This window comes from Umezawaea beigongshangensis (genome assembly GCF_016464305.1).
Lineage (GTDB): Bacteria > Actinomycetota > Actinomycetes > Mycobacteriales > Pseudonocardiaceae > Umezawaea_A > Umezawaea_A beigongshangensis.
On the sequence record NZ_JAEIOJ010000010.1, the window covers coordinates 111,058 to 128,980 of the forward strand.

Consider the following 17,923-nt stretch of genomic DNA (forward strand, 5'->3'; position numbering starts at 1 on the left):
GATGCTCGCGCCGTGGGATCCACCGGGAAGTTCGTGCTGCTGTCCGCGATCTGGGGCAGCAGCTTCGCGTTGATCGAGGTGGCGGTGGACGCGGGCGTGCCGCCGGTGCAGGTGGCGCTGGCCCGCTGCCTGTTCGGGGCGCTGGCGCTGTGGGTGGTCTGCGCGGCGCAGGGGGCGGCGGTGCCGCGCGACCCGCGCACCTGGGGGCACGCGGCGGTGGTCGCGGTGCTGCTCAACTCGGTGCCGTTCACGCTGCTGGCTCACGGCGAGTCGAAGGTGGACTCGGTGCTGGCGGGCGTGCTGAACGCGACGACGCCGTTGACGACGCTGGCGTTCGCGCTGCTGGTCGTGCCGGGTGAGCGGGTGACGCGGACGCGGCTGGCGGGGCTGCTGCTCGGCTTCGCGGGCGTGCTGGTGCTGCTCGGGGTGTGGCGGGGCCTGGACGGCGACGTGCTGGCCGGTGGCCTGGCCTGCCTGGGTGCCACCACGTGCTACGGCGCCGGATTCGCCTACACGCGGCGGTTCTTCTCCGGCGGTCCGCACCGGGCGAGCGCGTTGTCCGCCGTGCAGGTCACCTGCGCCACCGTGCAGCTCGCGGTGGCCGCGCCCGTCCTGTCCGGACCGCCCGCGTGGCCGGGCGCGCTCGCCGTGCTGGCGCTGCTGGTGCTGGGCGCGGTGGGCACCGGGTACGCGTACGTGCTCAACCTCGACCTGATCCGGGAGGCGGGCCCCACGGTCGCGGCCACGGTCACCTACGTGACCCCGCTCTGGTCCACCGCACTGGGCGTGCTGCTGCTGAGCGAACCGGCGGGCTGGCACACGTTCGTCGGCGGAGCGGTGGTGGTCAGCGGAATCCTGCTCACCCGGCGGCCCGCGCCCGACCGGACCAGGACGTGAGCACCACGGCTGGCGCGGCAACTCCCCCGGCACGCCGAGCGCCGCGACGACGAGACGAGAAGACCGTCTAGTCGGACACGGCGTCGTCGAGTTCGGCCGCGTCCTCGCCGACGCGCCGCAGCTCCTCGCGCACCACCCGGAACGCGAGCCCCTGCGAGTAGCCCTTGCGGGCCAGCGCGCCGACGAGCCTGCGGATCTTGGCCGTCTCGTCCACGGCGCCCATCGACCGCAGCTTCTTGCGCACGAGCTCGCGCGCCCTGCTCTCCTCCGCGTCCTCGTCCACGGCGGCGACCGCCTCGGCCGCCACCTCGTCGTCCACGCCCTTGCGGCGCAGCTCCACCGCGAGCGCTCGGCGGCCCAGCCCCTGGTGGGTGTGCCTGGAGCGCACCCACACCTCGGCGAAGGCCGCGTCGTCCACGAGACCGACCTCGTCCAGCCGGCCGAGGACGCTGTCGGCGACCTCCTCGGAGATCTCCTTGCGCACCAGGGCCTGGTGCAGTTCGGCCCGCGTGTGGGGCCGCATCGTCAGCAGGCGCAGACAGGTGTCCTTCGCCTTGACGTACTGCTCGGCGGGGCCGAGCGGTGCGGCGTCGCGGTGCGCGTCGGAGCGCTTGCCACGACGGCCGCCGCCTCGCTGTGTCATCACGCGCTAGAACTCGACGGGCGCCGGCACCGTGTCGTCGGCGTCGAGCGTCGCACCGATGCCCAGCTTGTCCTTGATGCGCTTCTCGATCTCGTTGGCCACGTCCGGGTTCTCCAGCAGGAACTTGCGGGCGTTCTCCTTGCCCTGCCCCAGCTGGTCGCCCTCGTAGGTGTACCAGGCACCGGACTTGCGCAGGATCGCCTGCTCGACGCCCATGTCGATCAGCGAGCCCTCGCGGCTGATGCCCTTGCCGTAGAGGATGTCGAACTCGGCCTGCTTGAACGGCGGCGCGACCTTGTTCTTGACGACCTTGACCCTGGTGCGGTTGCCGACGGGCTCGCCGCCGTCCTTCAGGGTCTCGATGCGGCGCACGTCCAGGCGGACGGACGCGTAGAACTTCAGGGCCTTGCCACCGGTCGTGGTCTCGGGAGACCCGAACATCACGCCGATCTTCTCGCGCAGCTGGTTGATGAAGATCGCGGTGGTGTTGGAGTTGCTGAGCGCGCCGGTGATCTTGCGGAGCGCCTGGCTCATCAGGCGGGCCTGGAGGCCGACGTGGTTGTCACCCATCTCGCCCTCGATCTCGGCACGGGGCACGAGGGCCGCGACCGAGTCGATGACCAGGATGTCGAGCGCGCCGGAGCGGACCAGCATGTCCGCGATCTCCAGCGCCTGCTCACCGGTGTCGGGCTGGGAGACCAGCAGCGCGTCGGTGTCGACGCCGAGCTTCTTCGCGTACTCGGGGTCGAGGGCGTGCTCCGCGTCGATGAACGCGGCGATGCCGCCGTTGCGCTGCGCGTTGGCCACCGCGTGCAGGGCCACGGTCGTCTTGCCGGACGACTCCGGGCCGTAGATCTCGACGACGCGGCCGCGCGGCAGGCCGCCGATGCCGAGCGCCACGTCCAGCGCGATGGCACCGGTCGGGATGACGGCGATCGGGGCACGGCCCTCCTCGCCGAGCCGCATCACCGAGCCCTTGCCGAACTGCTTGTCGATCTGCGCCAGGGCCAGCTCCAGAGCCTTGTCCCTGTCGGGTGCTGCTGCCATCGGAAGTCCACCTCGGGTCGTGTCGAGCCGTCTGCGCTGTCGGGCCCGACGCTACGGGCAGGCACCGACAACTTCGGCGGGGGCGGGTCGTCCGAGCCGGATCGACCACCCGGTCGTGCACCCCGATCTTACCCGAACAGGTGTTCGAACCGGAGTGCGACACACGCCCGGCCGACGGGTCAGCGGCGCAGTTCCGGCACGTCGAAGGCGTCGCAGACGGCCAGCCACACCTCCTTGGCGGGGTACCCGGCGTCGAGCGCCTGGTCCGGGGTGCGCCCTCCCAGGGAGGACAGGACGTGGTCGTGGGCGAGCATCTCAGCCCTGACCTGGCCGAACTCTCCGGCCATCAGTTTGCGGAAGACGGTGTTGCGCATCCCCTCCAGGCTAACCTCGCGGTGTGCAGCCGATCGCGCAAGACCTCACCGGAACGTCCTCGCTCGCCATGCAGGTCGTGGCCGCCGCCGGGCTCGTCGCGGCCGTCGTCGTCGGACTGCGCGCGCTCTGGGAGCGCCGCAAGCGCTGACCCGCGCCGACACGACGGGGCCGTCTCCGCGACGCGCGTCGCGGAGACGGCCCCGGCCACACCGGGCTCAGCGGGACAGCACCGCACCCAGGAAGGTGATCGCCTGGGCGATGGCGGCACGCGCGGCACGCGTCTCGCTCAGCGCGTTCAGCATCACGAAGTCGTGGATGATCCCCTGGTAGCGGACGGCGGTCACCGGCACACCGGCCTCGCGCAGCTTGTTCGCGTACGCCTCGCCCTCGTCGCGCAGCACGTCGGCCTCGCCGGTGATCACCAGGGCCTGCGGCAGGCCGGCGAGCTGCTCGGTGGTGGCGCGCAGCGGGGACGCGGTGATCTCGGCGCGCTGCGCGGGGTCGGTCGTGTACTGGTCCCAGAACCACTGCATGCCGTCGCGGCGCAGGAAGAAGCCCTCGGCGAACTCGTGGTAGGACGGCGTGTCGAACGACGCGTCGGTCACCGGGTAGAACAGCACCTGACCGGCGAACGTCACGTCGCCGCGCTCCTTGGCCATCAGGGTCAGCGCCGCGGACATGTTCCCGCCGACCGAGTCGCCCGCGATCGCGAGGCGCGAACCGTCCAGACCCCTGGCCGTCCCCTCGGCGCCGATCCACTGCGCGACGGCGTAGTTCTCCTCGATCGCGACGGGGTAGCGGACCTCGGGCGAGAGGCTGTACTCGGGGAACACCACGGCGGCACCGGTGCCGGCGACGAGCTCGCGGACCAGGCGGTCGTGGGTGTGGGCGTTGCCGAAGACCCAGCCCGCGCCGTGCACGTAGAGGATCACCGGCAGCGGACCGGTCGCCCCTGCGGGGCGCAGCACCCTGACCCGGACCCGCCCGCCGGGACCTCCGGCGACGACGATCTCCTCGACGTCGACGGCGGGAGCGTCCACCTCGCCCGACTGCACCTGGTCCACCGTCTCCCGCCCCTTCTCCGGGCCGAGGTCGAACAGGTGGGGCGGGTTGGCGGTGGCCTCGGCGAAGTCCTTCGCGGCCTGCTCCAGCACGACGGTCATGACCGGCTCCTCGGGTGTGGTGCGACGTGGTGACAGGAGGAACGATAGCGCACGTTTAAGTTGTGCACAATTGAACTGCGTCCGTTGAAGTTGTGGTCTCCGTTACGTACGCTGAACACATGCCCGAACCACTCGACGACAAGCTCTGCTTCGCCCTGTACGCCGCGTCGCGCGCCGTCACGCAGCTCCAGCGCCCCATGCTCGACGAGCTGGGCCTGACGTACCCGCAGTACCTGGTGATGGTCGTGCTCTGGGAGAAGCGGTCGCTGCCCGTCAAGGACCTCGCGGCCGCCCTCCAGCTCGACTACGGCACGGTCTCCCCCCTGCTCAAGCGGCTGGAGGCGGCCGGACTGCTGCGCCGCGAGCGCCGCGCCGACGACGAGCGCTCCGTGCTGGTCGCGCTCACCGACGGGGGCGCGGCGCTGCGCGCGCGGGCCGAGGACGTCCCCGGCGCGGTGCTGTGCGCGATGGACCTCGACGACGACGAGTACCACGCCCTGCTGCGGGCCGTGCAGAAGCTGACCGAGTCGGTCAGCGCGCCCGGCGCAGCGTCGCGAGGACGCACGCCAGCAGCAGCGGCAACGCCGTGAACCCCACGAGCGGGGCCGGCGCCGCCAGCACCCCACCGGCCGCGCCCACCGCGTAGCGGAGGACGAGCGCGGGACGACCGCGCTGGTGGCACGGGCCGTGTCACCCGCGCGGCGCCCGGCCGGGTCAGGTACCGGGCTGGACGGAGCGTTCGAAGAAGTCCGCGACCGTGTCGGCCGTCATGTCCCGGTCGGCGTCGCTCCTGGTCAGGATGCCGAGCAGCGGACGGTCCTTCGCCGTGAACGTCAGCAGGCCCAGGCCGTTGTCGGCCGCCGCCCGGTAGACGCCCTCCAGGCCGTTGCCGGACCACCGGGCCTCGACCGTGTCGACCTTGAGGGACTTCACCACGGCGTCCGCACCCTGCTGAGCACCGGTCACGGTCTCCGTCAGCACGTACTGCACGGTGTACCCGTCGGCGACACCGCAGCTGACGACCTTGCCCTTGATGGCGCTGATGCCGGACACCCCGGCGGACGCCCCCGCCTTGCACGTGCCGCCGTCCGGGACGGCCCCGGCGAACTGGCGCAGGCACGCGGTGAAGCCCTGGTCGTCCACGTTCCCGTCGGACTTGCACTCCTCGGCGCTGGGCACGCCGTCGCCGGAGAGCGCGAACAGCGTGCCGACGACGGCCAGCACCAGGACGACGACGGCGCCGACTGCGAGCAGGACCTTCCGGTTCGGCCCTCCCCCGGAACCTCCGACGGCCACCGGCTGGGTCACCGAGGGGAAGTTGAACTGCTGCTGAGGGCCCGTCTGGTAGGGACCGCTGGGGTGCCCGACGACCGGGTTGGGGCCGCTGACGGGGTAGGACTGGGTCTGCGCGGGGAAGCCGCCCGAGTTCGGGAACGACAGCGTCGGGGTCGGTCCGCTGATCGGCCCCGTGACGGACTGCTGCTCGTGCTGGCCGGTGGAGGTGTCGTCGGCCACGTGGTGCGCGCCGAGCGCGACCGCCGTCTCCGGCTGGTCCAGGCTCACCGGCACGACCCGCACCTGCTCGGCGATCATCGTCGCCACCAGCGGGATGCGGCTGGCCCCGCCGACGAGGTAGATGCCCACCAGCTGCTCCGGGGCCGCGCCCGTGGAGCGGATGGTCGAGGCGAGCAGCTCGACGCTGCGCAGCATGCTCGGCCGGACCAGCGCCTCCAGCTCGGCGCGCGTGACGAGGACGTCGTCGAACGGCTCCGGCATCGGCACCTCGGTCTGGGGGTGCCGCGACAGCGCCTCCTTCGCGGAGCGCACGTCCTCCTGCAGCGCGCGGCGGGCGCGGCGGTCGGCGGTCGACTCGGGGCGCAGCAGGTTCTGCCAGCGGCCGGGGTCGCGCACCGACACCTGGCGGCCGACGTTCTCCAGCAGCGCCTGGTCGACGTCGAGGCCGCCGAGGTCGGGCAGCCCGGCCTCGGCGAGGACGGCGAACCCGGACGGGGTGGCGCCGACGACCGCCACGTCGAAGGTGCCCGCGCCCAGGTCGTAGACGGCGAGCGCCTGACCGGGTGCGAGGGTCTGGTCGTGGAACGAGGCGAAGTGCGCGGCGGCGGCCACCGGCTCGGGCACGAGCACCAGCTCGGGGCCCATCCCGGCGAGGCGAGCGGCCGACAGCAGCACGTTGCACCGCATCGGGCCCCACTGCGCGGGGTGGGTCAGCCGGACCTGGTCGGGGGAGGCTCCGCCGAGCTGGCGGACCGTCTCCTCCAGCACGCGCCGCAGGACGGCGGCCAGGGCGTCGGTCACCGGGACGACCGTCTCGCCGAGCAGCAGCATCCCCTCGTCGACGCGGCGCTTGGGGTTGGGCTCGAAGCGAGCGGGGTCGAGGCGGGCGCGCCGCTCGGCGTCGCGGCCGACGACGAGCGTCCCGTCCTCCTCGCAGTAGACCGCCGAGGGCATCGTGGAGGAGCCGTCCACCTCGACCACCCTGGGCGGTCGGCCGTGCGCGGACAGCACCGCCACCGTGTTGGACGTGCCCAGGTCAACCGATAGGACGCGCACCGTTCTCCCCTCGTGTCTCACTCGGGTGCAGATGCTGCCACGTCAGAGCCCCTCCGCGGACACGGGTTGACCAGATCGCCGCACGGGGGACCAGGAGAGAAGCTTCACCCGCGAGGGTGAAGCGTCGCACTCCGCACACCCCGGCGAAGACCCCGAGCGCTCAACTCGCGGTGCCTGAACGCTCAACTCGCGGTGCTGGAACGTGCGGTGGTGACCGTGCGGGGGGCGCGGCCGTCCGACGACTGTCGGGGTCGCGGGTCACACTGCTCCGGTGGACGTACTCGGCTCCTTCTCGGCGGCTACCCGGCAGTGGTTCTCCGGCGCGTTCGCCGCGCCCACGGCCGCGCAGGCCGGGGCGTGGCGGGTGGCGGCCGAGGGCAAGCACGCGCTGGTGATCGCTCCCACGGGGTCGGGCAAGACGCTGGCCGCGTTCCTGTGGGCGCTGGACCGGCTGGCCGCGGCGCCGCCGCCGGACGATCCGAAGCGCCGGTGCCGGGTGCTGTACGTGTCGCCGATGAAGGCGCTGGCGGTGGACGTGGAGCGGAACCTGCGGGCGCCGCTGACGGGCATCCGGCAGGCGGCGCAGCGGCTGGGCGAGCCGGAACCGCAGATCACCGTGGGCACCAGGACGGGTGACACGACGGCGGAGGCTCGGCGCGCGTTCACCCGCACGCCGCCGGACGTGCTGGTCACGACGCCGGAATCGCTGTTCCTGCTCCTGACGTCGGCGGCGCGGGAGTCGCTGCGCGGTGTGCGGACGGTGATCCTCGACGAGGTGCACGCCGTGGCGGGCACGAAGCGCGGCGGGCACCTGGCGCTGTCCCTGGAGCGGCTGGACGCGCTGCTGGAGCGGCCCGCGCAGCGGATCGGGCTGTCGGCGACGGTCCGCCCGGTGGACGAGGTCAGCGCGTTCCTGGCCGGTGGGCGGCCGGTGGAGGTGGTGCAACCGGCGATCCCGAAGACCATCGAGGTGCGGGTCGAGGTCCCGGTCGAGGACATGTCGCAGCTCGGCGAGCCCACCGGCGAGGTGTCCGGCTCGGCCGCGGGCGCGGAGCAGCGCGCGTCGATCTGGCCCGCGGTGGAGCGGCGCGTGCTGCACCTGGTGCGGGAGCACCGGTCGACGATCGTGTTCGCCAACTCGCGGCGGCTCGCGGAGCGGCTGACCGCGCGCCTCAACGAGCTGGCCGAGGAGGACGCCGCAGCGGAGGTCACCGCAGCGGAGATCACCGTCGGCCCGGACGCGCCGGGTCCGTTCCCGGCGGAGGCGATCGGCCAGTCGGGCTTCACGACGCAGCGGGCGCCGATCGTCGCCCGCGCGCACCACGGGTCGATGTCGCGCGAGCAGCGCACGCTCGTGGAGGAGGAGCTGAAGTCGGGGCGGCTGCCCTGCGTGGTGGCCACGTCGTCGCTGGAGCTGGGCATCGACATGGGCGCGGTCGACCTGGTGGTGCAGGTCGAGGCACCGCCGACGGTCGCGTCGGGTCTCCAGCGGGTCGGGCGGGCCGGGCACCAGGTGGGCGCGGTGTCGCGGGGCGTGGTGTTCCCGAAGTTCCGCGGCGACCTGGTGTCGTGCGCCGTGGTCGCGGAGCGGATGCGCGACGGCGCGATCGAGGCCGTGCGCTACCCGCGCAACCCGCTGGACGTGCTGGCCCAGCACGTGGTGGCGATGGTCGCGATGGAGCCGTGGCCGGTGGACGAGCTGGCGGGGCTGGTGCGCAGGGCGGCGCCGTTCGCCGCGCTGCCGGAGTCGGCGCTGCTGGCCGTGCTGGACATGCTGTCCGGCCGCTATCCGAGCGAGGAGTTCGGCGAGCTGCGGCCGCGCATCACCTGGGACCGCGTCACCGGCGAGCTGCGCGGGCGGCCCGGTTCGCAGCGGCTCGCGGTGACCTCGGGCGGGACGATCCCCGACCGGGGCACGTTCGCCGTGATGACGCCCGGTTCGGAGAAGGGGCCGGGTTCGCGGGTCGGCGAGCTGGACGAGGAGATGGTCTACGAGTCCAGGGTCGGCGACACGTTCCTGCTGGGCACGTCGTCCTGGCGGGTCGAGGACATCACCCACGACCGCGTGATCGTGGTGCCCGCGCCGGGGCAGCCCGCCCGGATGCCGTTCTGGAAGGGCGACGCGCCGGGCCGCCCGCTGGAGCTGGGGCGCGCGCTGGGGAGGTTCCTGCGGGAGCTGTCGGCGGCGGACGACGAGACGGCGACCGCTCGTGCCACCGCCGCGGGGCTGGACGAGTGGGCCGTGAGCAACCTGCTGGCGTACCTGCGCGAGCAGCGGGAGGCCGCGCGGCACGTGCCCAGCGACCGGACGATCCTCGTCGAGCGGTTCCGCGACGAGCTGGGCGACTGGCGGCTGGTGGTGCACTCCCCGTTCGGCGCGCAGGTCAACGCGCCGTGGGCGCTCGCCATCGCGGCCCGGATGCGGGAACGGCGCGGGGTGGACGCGCAGGTCGCGCACTCCGACGACGGCATCGTGGTGCGCTTGCCCGACGCCGTCGACTCCGACGGGGCCGAGGTCGTGGCCGGCGCGGAGGACGTGCTGCTGGACCCGGAGGAGGTCGAGCAGGTCGTGGTGGCCGAGGTCGGCGGCTCCGCGCTGTTCGCGGCGCGCTTCCGCGAGTGCGCGGCCCGGTCGCTGCTGCTGCCGCGGCGCGATCCGCGGCGCCGCTCGCCGCTGTGGCAGCAGCGGCAGCGCGCGGCGCAGCTGCTGTCGGTGGCGTCGAAGTACGAGAGCTTCCCGGTCGTGCTGGAGGCGATGCGGGAGTGTCTCCAGGACGTCTACGACGTGCCCGGCCTGCGAGAGCTGATGGGCGACGTGCGGGCCCGCCGGGTGCGGGTCGTGGAGGTGGAGACGCCGTCGCCGTCGCCGTTCGCGCGCAGCCTGCTGTTCGGTTACGTCGGCATGTTCCTCTACGAGGCGGACACGCCGCTCGCGGAGCGCCGCGCCGCCGCGCTGTCGCTGGACTCGACGCTGCTCGCGGAGCTGCTGGGGTCAGAGGCGATCCGGGAGCTGCTGGACGCCGAGGTGGTGACCGAGGTCGAGCTGGCGCTCCAGCGGCTCGCGCCGGACCGGCACGCGCGGCACGCCGAGGACGCGGCCGACCTGCTGCGCTTCCTCGGCGACCTGACGACGGCGGAGGCCGCCGAGCGCGGTGTGCGGCCGGAGTGGCTGGACGACCTGGTGGCCCAGCGGCGCGTGCTGCGGGTCCGGATCGCCGGTGAGGAGCGGTTCCTCCCGGTCGAGGACGCGGGCCGGGTGCGCGACGCGCTGGGCGTGGCGCTGCCCGTCGGCGTGCCCGAGGTCTTCACCGAGCCGGTGCCCGACCCGCTGGGTGATCTGCTGGGCCGCTACGCCCGCACGCACGGCCCGTTCCCGGCGCTGGAGGCCGCCGCGCGCTTCGGGCTGGGCGTGGCCGTGGTGACCGGGGTCCTGGAGCGGATGTCGGGCGCGGGCCGTCTGGTGCGCGGCGAGCTGCGGCCGGGCGGCACGCACACCGAGTACTGCGACGCCGAGGTGCTGCGCAGGCTGCGCCGGGCGTCCCTGGCCCGGCTCCGCTCCGAGGTGGAGCCGGTGGAACCCGCGGCGCTGGGGCGCTTCCTGCCCAGCTGGCACGGGGTGTCGCGGCGGCTGCGGTCGGCGCCGACGGCGGACGACGTGCTGTCCGTCGTCGAGCAGCTCGCCGGTGCGCCGCTGCCCGCGAGCGCGGTCGAGTCGCTGCTGCTGCCCGCCCGCCTGCCGGGCTACTCCCCCGCGCTGCTCGACGAGCTGACCGCGTCCGGCGAGGTCACCTGGACCGGCTGCGGGTCGCTGGCCGGTGGTGACGGCTGGATCGCGCTGGCCCCCGCCGACGTGGCCGACCTGCTGCTGCCGGACCTGGTGCCCGAGTCGGCCCCGGAGTCGCCGCTGCACACGGCGGTCCTGGAGTCGCTCGGCGGTGGCGCGCTGTTCTTCCGGCAGCTCGTGGACCGCGTCTCGGCCGCCGGGGAGACGACGACCGACCAGGCCGTGGTGGACGCGCTGTGGGACCTGGTGTGGGCGGGGCTCGTCACCAACGACACCCTGGCTCCGCTGCGCGCGGTGCTGTCGGGACGCGGTGCCGCGCACAAGCCGCGCCGGTCCGCGCCGCGCGGCCGGTACGCGAGGCTGCGCGGCGGTCGTCCCGACGTGCCGAGCCGCACCGGCCCGCCGACGGTCGCCGGGCGCTGGTCCCTGGCCGTCGCGCCCGCCGCCGATCCGACGCGCCGGGCGCACGCGCGGGCCGAGGCGTTCCTGGAGCGGCACGGCGTGCTCACCAGGGGCGCGCTGGACACCGAGCGGGTCACCGGCGGGTTCAGCGCGGTGTACCGGGTGCTGCGCGCGATGGAGGAGTCCGGGCAGGTGGTCCGCGGTTACGTGGTCGAGGGTCTGGGCGCGGCGCAGTTCGCGGCGCGCGGCGCGGTCGACCGGCTGCGCGCGCTGTCCCGTCCACCGGGGCAGCAGCACGACGGCACGCCGGAGGCGGTGGTGCTGGCGGCGGCCGACCCGGCCCAGCCGTACGGCGCGGCGCTGCCGTGGCCTGCGCCGGTGGGCGGGGGCAAGCACCGGCCCGCCCGCAAGGCGGGGGCGCTGGCGGTGCTGGTCGACGGCGCGGCCGCCCTCTACGTCGAGCGCGGCGGCCGGTCCCTGCTGTCGTTCACCGAGGACGAGGCCGTGCTCCGGGCCGCGGCGGGCGCGCTGAGCCGGGCCGTGCGCGACGGCTGGCTCGGTCAGCTCGCGGTGCAGCGGGCGGACGGTGAGATCGCGCTCGGCTCGCACCTGTCGACCGTGCTCCAGGAGGCCGGTTTCCGCGCCACGCCGAAGGGGCTGCGACTGCGGGCGTGATCCGGCGAACACCGCACGAAGACGGAGACGACCGGCTCGACAGCTGCTGGGATCGGGGGTGGACAGCGCTGGGACCACGAGACCGGGGTGTCGATGGCCGTCGGACCGGGAGACCTGCCCGATTGGATCTCCGCGTTCAGCTCGATGCTCGCCCTGTGCTTCGCGGCGGCCGCGGTCGTGGTCACGCGGCGCACGTACCGGATCGAGTCCGAACGAGATCGCGTCAACGCCGAGACCCGCGGCGTCCAGGAGTCCTTCGCGCGCAGAGCGCAGGCGGCGCAGGTGTCCGCGTGGTGGGGCGAGAGCACGGACGGACGCGCGGGCGCGTTCGTGCACAACGCGTCGGAGGCCCCCGTCTACCAGGTCTACCTCACCGCTCTGAGACAGGACGGGCACTCCGACGACGTCAAGGTGCACCACCTGGTGGTGCCCCCCCTGCGCCGACTCGCTGTTCTGCGAGATCGGAGGCGACGACCCGCACCGCTCGCCCGCCTCGCGCCGGGTGAAGCTCAGCTTCACCGACGCGGCGGGAGTGCGCTGGCTGCGCAACCAGTACGGCAGGCTGACCGAACTGGCGCCGGAGCTGCACATCAAGACCGACTTCGAGGGGGTGACCGCGCTGTCGCGGTTCGAGGACGAGTTCCTCGCCGCCTACGGCGTCACGGTCACGTTCGAGACGAAGAACGGCTACTACCCGCAGGAGCGGTTCGTGACGGACGTGCGGGAGGAGGGGAGAGCCGACGCGCTCGTCTGCCCGCACGACTGGCTCGGGGACCTGATCGAGCGCGACGTGATCGAGCCCACGATCCTGACCTCCGCGCACCAGAGCGCGTTTCCCGCGTGGGTCCTGTCGGCGCTCACGGTGGACGGAGAGCTGTACGGCCTGCCGTCCAACGTGGACACCGTCGCGCTGATCCGCAACACCCGCCTCGCGCCGGAACCGCCCCGCACCTTCGAAGAACTCGTGTCCACGGGCGAAGAACTGCGCCGTTCCGGTCTCGTCACCCACGCGCTCGCGCTGCGGACGGGAGAGCAGGGGGACCCCTTCCAGATCTGGCCGCTGTTCGAGAGCGCGGGCGGGCGGCTCTTCGGACGCACGCCGGACGGCCGGTGGGACCCGACGTCCGTCCGGCTCGCGGAGCCGCGGTCCGTCGCGGCGTTCGAGAGGCTGCGGACGCTGGGAGAAGCAGGTGCGGGGTTCTTGCGCCGCTCCGTGGGGCGCACCGAGGCGATCGAGCTGTTCACGTCCGAGCGGTGCCCCTACCTCGTCACGACGTCCGACGCGCTGAAGCAGGTGCGCGCAGCCGGACTGCCGGTGGCGGTCAGCGCGGTACCGCCCTTCGACGACGGTGAACCCGCGTCGGGGCTGACCCTGGTGCGCGGGCTGGTGATGATGAAGGCGGTGTGGCGCGTGGTGGAAAGAGCGGAGCTCTCCGTCGTGGCGGGAGCCGGGGCCGGGGCGACGGCGGCGCGGGCGGCCGCCGAGGTCTCGGCGCTGTTCGACTAGCGGGGCGTCAGCACGCAGAACTCGTCGCCCTCGGGGGAGGCCAGCACGGTCCACGACACGTCGCCCTGACCGACGTCCACCGGCCGCGCGCCCAGCGCGACGAGCCGGGCGACCTCGGCCTCCTGGTCGTCGTCCACGCCCGGCGCCACGTCCAGGTGCACGCGGTTCTTCACCGTCCGCGGGTCGGCGACCCGCACGAGCTCCAGCCGGGGGCCGCTCCGCGGGCGCAGCGACGCGAAGCCGGACTCGGCGGCCACGACGGGCAGGCCGCTCGCCTCCGACCAGAACCCGGCCGCGGCGGACGGGTCGGCGGTGTCCAGGACGACCGCGGCCAGCGGTCCGACGTCCCGGTACTCCTCGCGCGGCTCCAGCACGCAGAACTCGTTGCCCTCGGGGTCGGCGAGCACGGTCCACGGGACCTCGCCCTGGCCGATGTCCACGGGGCGCGCGCCGAGCCCGATCGCGCGCTGCACGACGGCCGCCCGGTCCTCGGGCGAGGTGCTCGCGAGGTCGAGGTGCACGCGGTTCTTCACCGTCTTGCCCTCGGAGACCGGGAGGAACAGCAGGTCCGTCTCCGGGGTGAGTGCGATCTCCACCACACCCGGCTCCTCGTCGGTGATCGGCTTCTGGAGCAGAGCGGACCAGAACCCCGCGAGCGCGGCGGGGTCGACACTGTCCACGACCACGTTGACGAGTCGGGTTGTCACCCGATGAGGGTAACGTGCCGCCAATGGCGAAGCTCGTGCTCGGTCCACTGCTCAGGCATGTCGACTCCACGTCCGCGACGGTCTGGGTGGAGACCGACGCGGCGTGCTCCGTGGAGGTCGCCGGGCACGTGGCCGACACGTTCCGCGCCGGTGACCAGCACTTCGCCCTCGTTCTCGTGGAGGGTCTGACGCCGCACACGAGCACCGAGTACGACGTGCGGCTCGACGGCGACGTGGTCTGGCCGGAACCGGACTCGGACCTCCCCCGCTGCCGCATCCGCACCGCGAACGTCGACGACGACGTCCACCGGATCGTGTTCGGCTCGTGCCGGGCGGCCAAGCCGGTGAGCCCCGCCCGCAAGGACCCGCTGGGCCCGGACGCGCTGGACGCCTACGCGCTGCGGATGATCGGGCTGCCGGAGGCGCACTGGCCGGACGCGCTGGTGCTGCTCGGCGACCAGGTCTACGCCGACGAGCCGACCGACGAGACGAAGGCGTGGCTGAAGGAGCGCCGGGGCGGTGCGGAGCCGCAGAAGGAGGTCGTGCACTTCCCGGAGTACGCCCGGCTCTACCACGAGTCGTGGACGGACCCGGAGATCCGCTGGCTCATGTCGGTCACCCCGGTGTCGATGATCTTCGACGACCACGACGTGCGCGACGACTGGAACACCTCGAAGACCTGGCGCGAGCAGATGGCGCGCAAGCCGTGGTGGCGCGACCGCATCCGGGCCGGGCTGGCGTCGTACTGGATCTACCAGCACATCGGCAACCTCGGGCCGGACGAGTTGAAGGCCGACGAGATGTACCAGCAGGTCGTCACGGCGGGGCGCGACACCGACGTGCTGCCCGCGCTGCTGGACTTCGCCGAGCAGGCCGACGCCGAGGTCGACGGCCACAAGTCGACGTGGTGGAGCTACCGGCGCGACTTCGGCCGGGTGCGGTTGCTGGTCATCGACACCCGCTGCGGGCGCATCCTGTCCGGCACCAGGCTGATGGTGAGCGACGAGGAGTTCGGCTGGATCGAGGAGAACGCGGTCGGTGACATCGACCACCTGCTCATCGGGTCGTCGCTGCCGTGGCTCATGCCGCACGGCCTGAGCCACCTCCAGTCGCTCAACGAGAACGCGGCGAGCAAGCCGGGCCCGCGGGGCTGGCTGGCCGAGCGGTTCAGACAGGTCGCCGACCTGGAGCACTGGCCCGCGTTCCGCGCCTCCTTCGTCCGGCTGTCGGGGCTGATCCAGCGGGTGGCGAGCGACGAGCACGGCCGGACGGCGCCGAGCACGGTGTGCGTGCTGTCCGGGGACGTGCACCACAGCTACGTGGCCGAGGCGGCGTACCCGAAGCCCACCGACAGCAGGGTGCTGCAGCTGACCTGCTCGCCGGTGCACAACGACCCGCCGAAGGTGTTCCGCCTGGTGTTCCGGCTGTCCTGGTCGCGACCGGTGTCGGCGGTGCTGCGCCGGCTCGCCGACCGCGCCGGGATCTCGCCGGACCCGATGGCGTGGACGAAGCGCAGCGGCCCGCACTTCGGCAACTCCGTCGCGGTCATCGAGGTCGAGGGCCGGCGCGCGGACTTCCGGCTGGAGTCGGCCACCTCCGACGGCGAGGGGCTCGTCGAGGCGGCGCACGTCCCCCTGAACTCCTGACGGAGCCAGGGGGGAGCGCCCCTACCTGGTCGCGAGCCGCAGCAGCGCCCAGAGCTGGGCGATGGAGTCCGGATCGCCGTGCGACCGCACCGCGCGGTCGGGCACCCGGCCCCACAGCCACCGGTAGACGGCCGTCGGCGTACCGGTGATCACCGCCTCGGCCACGTCGTCGCGGTTCCCGCCGGCGGGGTCGGCGCCGGGTTCCAGCGGTACGCGCAGCACCTCAGAACCCGCCGGACCGGAGCGGGCCAGCCAGAGCCGTCCCGCCGTGCTGATCGCGACGCCGCCGTCCCGCGTGCCGGTCACGCCGAGCGCGCGCAGCCGGTGGGCGAACCAGTAGAACAGCACCTCGTCCACGCCGTCTGCGGCCACGTCGTCGTCCACCGGGTCGAGCGGCAGCCCGGCCGCGCCCTGCACGTCCGTGCGGTGCACGGTGGTCTCGTGCAGCATCCGGCGCAGCCAGAAGCCCCTGTTCTGCTGCTCGGGCCACCAGCTCGGCCACGTCTCGGCGGGGTCGTGCGCCGCCAGCTCCGCGATCAGCGGGCGGGCACCGGTCAGGACGTAGTCCGCGAGGTCCTGCCCCGGCTCCGGGTCCTCCTGCCACGGCGTGCCGCCCGGCCCCTCGCGCAACCAGGACAGCGCCATCCGGTGCAGGCTGCCGACGTGCCGGGCCGTCTCCCCCAGGTTCAGGCCGGGGCACGCGGGCACGGCGCGCTCGGCGCGCTGCCCCCGCGCGGACGCCGCCAGCAGCTCCGACTCGGCGCTCAGCACCTCCAGCATCCGGTTCGCGCCGATCAACCCGCCACCGGGACTCCCAGCGCTCACCGCCGGTCCTCGCGCAGGACCCGGTCCACGACCGGGAGGAACTGACCGGTCCGGCGCACCGGGTCGTCCGCCGTGCGCGGTTCGACGTGCCGGGGGAGCCCGGCCCGCACGGCGGCGCGAACCCGCGCGCCGGACGCGAAGAACGCCGCCCGCCCACCGAGCTGCGGCACGAGCGGGATCGCCGGCGCCGGAGGAAGCGGCGGCGGGACCGGCGCGGAGCGCGGGGGGTGGTGCCGCGGGACGGGGGTGGGGATCGGGAAGTCGATCGAAGCTGACATCGGCGGCCTCCTCGTGGCGTCGGGAAATCGACGTCCGCCGTGGGAAGCCGGCGGCTCCCGGTGGTGGGGTGCTTCCCCCACCCCACCACCGGGGCGTTGTGATCGCTCGAACACGTGTTCGAGCGAGATCAGCCTAACCCCCGCCGCGAAGATTCCTCAACCCGACCCGCTCGTCCCGTGCGGAGATCACCCGAGCGGCGTCGGCGGGATCGCGGGCGGGAGCACTGGCCGACGCACGGCGGTGCCGCTCGTGGTACTGCCGCACTCGGACGGGCGCGAACGTGGTCTGATGAGCGGGTGAGTTCACTGGACCATCCGGGGATCCGCAGGGTCGCCGAAGCGCTGACCGGCGCCGGGCACACCGGGGCAGCGGAGAACATCCGAGTGCTCGCCGACGCGGTGCGCACCGCGGCGCAGGCGGCCGAGGCCGTCGGCGTGCCGGTCGGCGCCATCGCCAACAGCCTGGTGTTCGCCGCGATCCACGACGGCGTCGCCAGTCCCCTGCTCGTGCTCACCTCCGGCGCGCACCGCGCGGACACCGGGCTGCTCGCCGAACTGGCCGGGGCCGACGGCATCAAGCGGGCCGACCCGGCGTTCGTGCGGGAGCACACCGGCCAGGTCATCGGCGGGGTCTCCCCCGTCGGGCACCCCGCGCCGGTCCGGACGTTCGTCGACGAGGCCCTGCGCCAGTACCAGGTGGTCTGGGCCGCCGCCGGTCACCCGCACGCCGTGTTCCCCACGACGTTCGACGACCTGGTCGAGCTGACCGGCGGCACCCCCGCCCCCGTCGCGGCCGAGGAGGCGAGGTGACGGCGACACCGTCCCCGCGCTGCGAGCGCGTCGTCGAACTGTCGCCCACGGAGCTGCGCGCTCGGCTGGACGAGGCGCTGGACGTGTACGTCAGCGCGATGGGGTACCCGGCGTCGACGGCGCGGATGCGCGCCCCGATGTGGATCTCGCACATGGCCCGCGAGGACTGGCGCTGCGTGGTGGCGCTCGGCGCGCAGGACGAGGTGGTCGGCGTCGGCTACGGCTACCGGGGCGCACCGGCCCAGTGGTGGCACGAGCAGGTGCGCCGCGGCCTGACCGCGATGGCGACCCCGTCCGAGGTCGACGAGTGGATGCACGACTACTTCGAGCTGACCGAGCTGCACGTCCTGCCGTCCGCGCAGGGCCGCGGGCTGGGCGAGGCGGTGCTGCGCCGGCTGCTGGAGGGCGTGCCCACGTCGCGGGTGCTGCTGTCGACCCCGGAGGGCACCGGCAAGGCGTGGAAGCTGTACCGGCGGGTGGGGTTCGTCGACGTGCTGCGGCACTACCTCTTCACCGGTGACATGCGCCCGTTCGCCGTGCTGGGCCGCGCCCTGCCGCTCGACCCGCCGTGACGCGACGGGGGCGGTCGCCGC

Annotated in this window: 16 protein-coding genes; 8 read left to right on the forward strand and 8 right to left on the reverse strand. The window is 73.8% G+C overall.

The features are described from left to right. Positions 1-12 precede the first annotated feature (12 nt). Positions 13-897, forward strand: coding sequence for a DMT family transporter (locus IMZ35_RS23295; RefSeq protein WP_307868661.1), 885 nt, complete (start codon positions 13-15; stop codon positions 895-897). A 67-nt stretch (positions 898-964) separates the two neighbouring features. Here the strand turns inward: IMZ35_RS23295 and IMZ35_RS23300 are convergent, their stop codons facing one another. From IMZ35_RS23300 to IMZ35_RS23310, 3 genes are all read right to left on the reverse strand, one after another. Continuing rightward, positions 965-1,540, reverse strand: a complete 576-nt coding sequence (locus tag IMZ35_RS23300; protein WP_199443423.1) for a regulatory protein RecX — start codon at positions 1,538-1,540, stop codon at positions 965-967. Between the two features lie 6 nt (positions 1,541-1,546). After that, positions 1,547-2,587, reverse strand: a complete 1,041-nt coding sequence (gene recA, locus IMZ35_RS23305) for a recombinase RecA (RefSeq protein WP_199443299.1) — start codon at positions 2,585-2,587, stop codon at positions 1,547-1,549. A 179-nt stretch (positions 2,588-2,766) separates the two neighbouring features. Next, complete coding sequence (locus IMZ35_RS23310) at positions 2,767-2,961, reverse strand: DUF3046 domain-containing protein (protein ID WP_199443300.1); 195 nt, start codon at positions 2,959-2,961, stop codon at positions 2,767-2,769. Between the two features lie 23 nt (positions 2,962-2,984). On the opposite strand from IMZ35_RS23310, the gene IMZ35_RS31535 reads away from it, so the two are divergent. Further along, positions 2,985-3,110, forward strand: a complete 126-nt coding sequence (locus IMZ35_RS31535) for a hypothetical protein (RefSeq protein WP_267877238.1) — start codon at positions 2,985-2,987, stop codon at positions 3,108-3,110. Positions 3,111-3,177: 67 nt separating this feature from the next. On the opposite strand, the gene IMZ35_RS23315 is transcribed toward IMZ35_RS31535, so the two are convergent. Beyond that, positions 3,178-4,125 carry an alpha/beta hydrolase gene (locus IMZ35_RS23315; RefSeq protein WP_199443301.1) on the reverse strand — a complete coding sequence of 316 codons (948 nt, stop codon included), beginning with the start codon at positions 4,123-4,125 and terminating at the stop codon, positions 3,178-3,180. Between the two features lie 119 nt (positions 4,126-4,244). On the opposite strand from IMZ35_RS23315, the gene IMZ35_RS23320 reads away from it, so the two are divergent. Continuing rightward, positions 4,245-4,715 carry a MarR family winged helix-turn-helix transcriptional regulator gene (locus IMZ35_RS23320; RefSeq protein ID WP_199443302.1) on the forward strand — a complete coding sequence of 157 codons (471 nt, stop codon included), beginning with the start codon at positions 4,245-4,247 and terminating at the stop codon, positions 4,713-4,715. A gap of 124 nt (positions 4,716-4,839) precedes the next feature. On the opposite strand, the gene IMZ35_RS23325 is transcribed toward IMZ35_RS23320, so the two are convergent. Further along, positions 4,840-6,696 carry an Hsp70 family protein gene (locus IMZ35_RS23325; protein ID WP_199443303.1) on the reverse strand — a complete coding sequence of 619 codons (1,857 nt, stop codon included), beginning with the start codon at positions 6,694-6,696 and terminating at the stop codon, positions 4,840-4,842. Between the two features lie 271 nt (positions 6,697-6,967). On the opposite strand from IMZ35_RS23325, the gene IMZ35_RS23330 reads away from it, so the two are divergent. Next, positions 6,968-11,557, forward strand: a complete 4,590-nt coding sequence (locus IMZ35_RS23330; RefSeq protein ID WP_199443304.1) for an ATP-dependent helicase — start codon at positions 6,968-6,970, stop codon at positions 11,555-11,557. Between the two features lie 502 nt (positions 11,558-12,059). Beyond that, positions 12,060-13,064 (forward strand): sugar ABC transporter substrate-binding protein, encoded by a 1,005-nt coding sequence (locus IMZ35_RS23335; RefSeq protein WP_199443305.1) that lies wholly within the window; start codon positions 12,060-12,062, stop codon positions 13,062-13,064. Here IMZ35_RS23335 and IMZ35_RS23340 read toward each other — a convergent pair. Next, positions 13,061-13,771: a VOC family protein gene (locus IMZ35_RS23340; protein WP_199443306.1), complete on the reverse strand. Its 711-nt coding sequence runs from the start codon at positions 13,769-13,771 to the stop codon at positions 13,061-13,063. The two genes, IMZ35_RS23335 and IMZ35_RS23340, sit on opposite strands and share 4 nt — an antisense overlap. A gap of 23 nt (positions 13,772-13,794) precedes the next feature. Between IMZ35_RS23340 and IMZ35_RS23345 the strand changes: the two genes are divergently transcribed. Beyond that, a complete protein-coding gene (locus tag IMZ35_RS23345) occupies positions 13,795-15,417 on the forward strand; it encodes an alkaline phosphatase D family protein (RefSeq protein WP_199443307.1) in 1,623 nt (540 codons plus the stop codon). A gap of 21 nt (positions 15,418-15,438) precedes the next feature. Here IMZ35_RS23345 and IMZ35_RS23350 read toward each other — a convergent pair whose 3' ends face one another. Both IMZ35_RS23350 and IMZ35_RS23355 read right to left on the reverse strand, forming a co-directional pair. Continuing rightward, positions 15,439-16,242 carry a maleylpyruvate isomerase family mycothiol-dependent enzyme gene (locus tag IMZ35_RS23350; RefSeq protein ID WP_307868663.1) on the reverse strand — a complete coding sequence of 268 codons (804 nt, stop codon included), beginning with the start codon at positions 16,240-16,242 and terminating at the stop codon, positions 15,439-15,441. Further along, positions 16,239-16,520 carry an SAV_6107 family HEPN domain-containing protein gene (locus IMZ35_RS23355; protein ID WP_199443308.1) on the reverse strand — a complete coding sequence of 94 codons (282 nt, stop codon included), beginning with the start codon at positions 16,518-16,520 and terminating at the stop codon, positions 16,239-16,241. The genes IMZ35_RS23350 and IMZ35_RS23355 overlap by 4 nt, the downstream gene beginning before the upstream one ends. A gap of 297 nt (positions 16,521-16,817) precedes the next feature. Between IMZ35_RS23355 and IMZ35_RS23360 the strand changes: the two genes are divergently transcribed. Together IMZ35_RS23360 and IMZ35_RS23365 are read left to right on the forward strand one after the other, a co-directional pair. Beyond that, the gene (locus IMZ35_RS23360; RefSeq protein ID WP_199443309.1) at positions 16,818-17,330 is read left to right on the forward strand and encodes a YbaK/EbsC family protein; all 513 of its coding nucleotides are present in this window, start codon (positions 16,818-16,820) and stop codon (positions 17,328-17,330) included. After that, positions 17,327-17,902, forward strand: coding sequence for a GNAT family N-acetyltransferase (locus IMZ35_RS23365; RefSeq protein ID WP_199443310.1), 576 nt, complete (start codon positions 17,327-17,329; stop codon positions 17,900-17,902). Before IMZ35_RS23360 ends, IMZ35_RS23365 begins: the two co-directional genes overlap by 4 nt. Positions 17,903-17,923 lie beyond the last annotated feature (21 nt).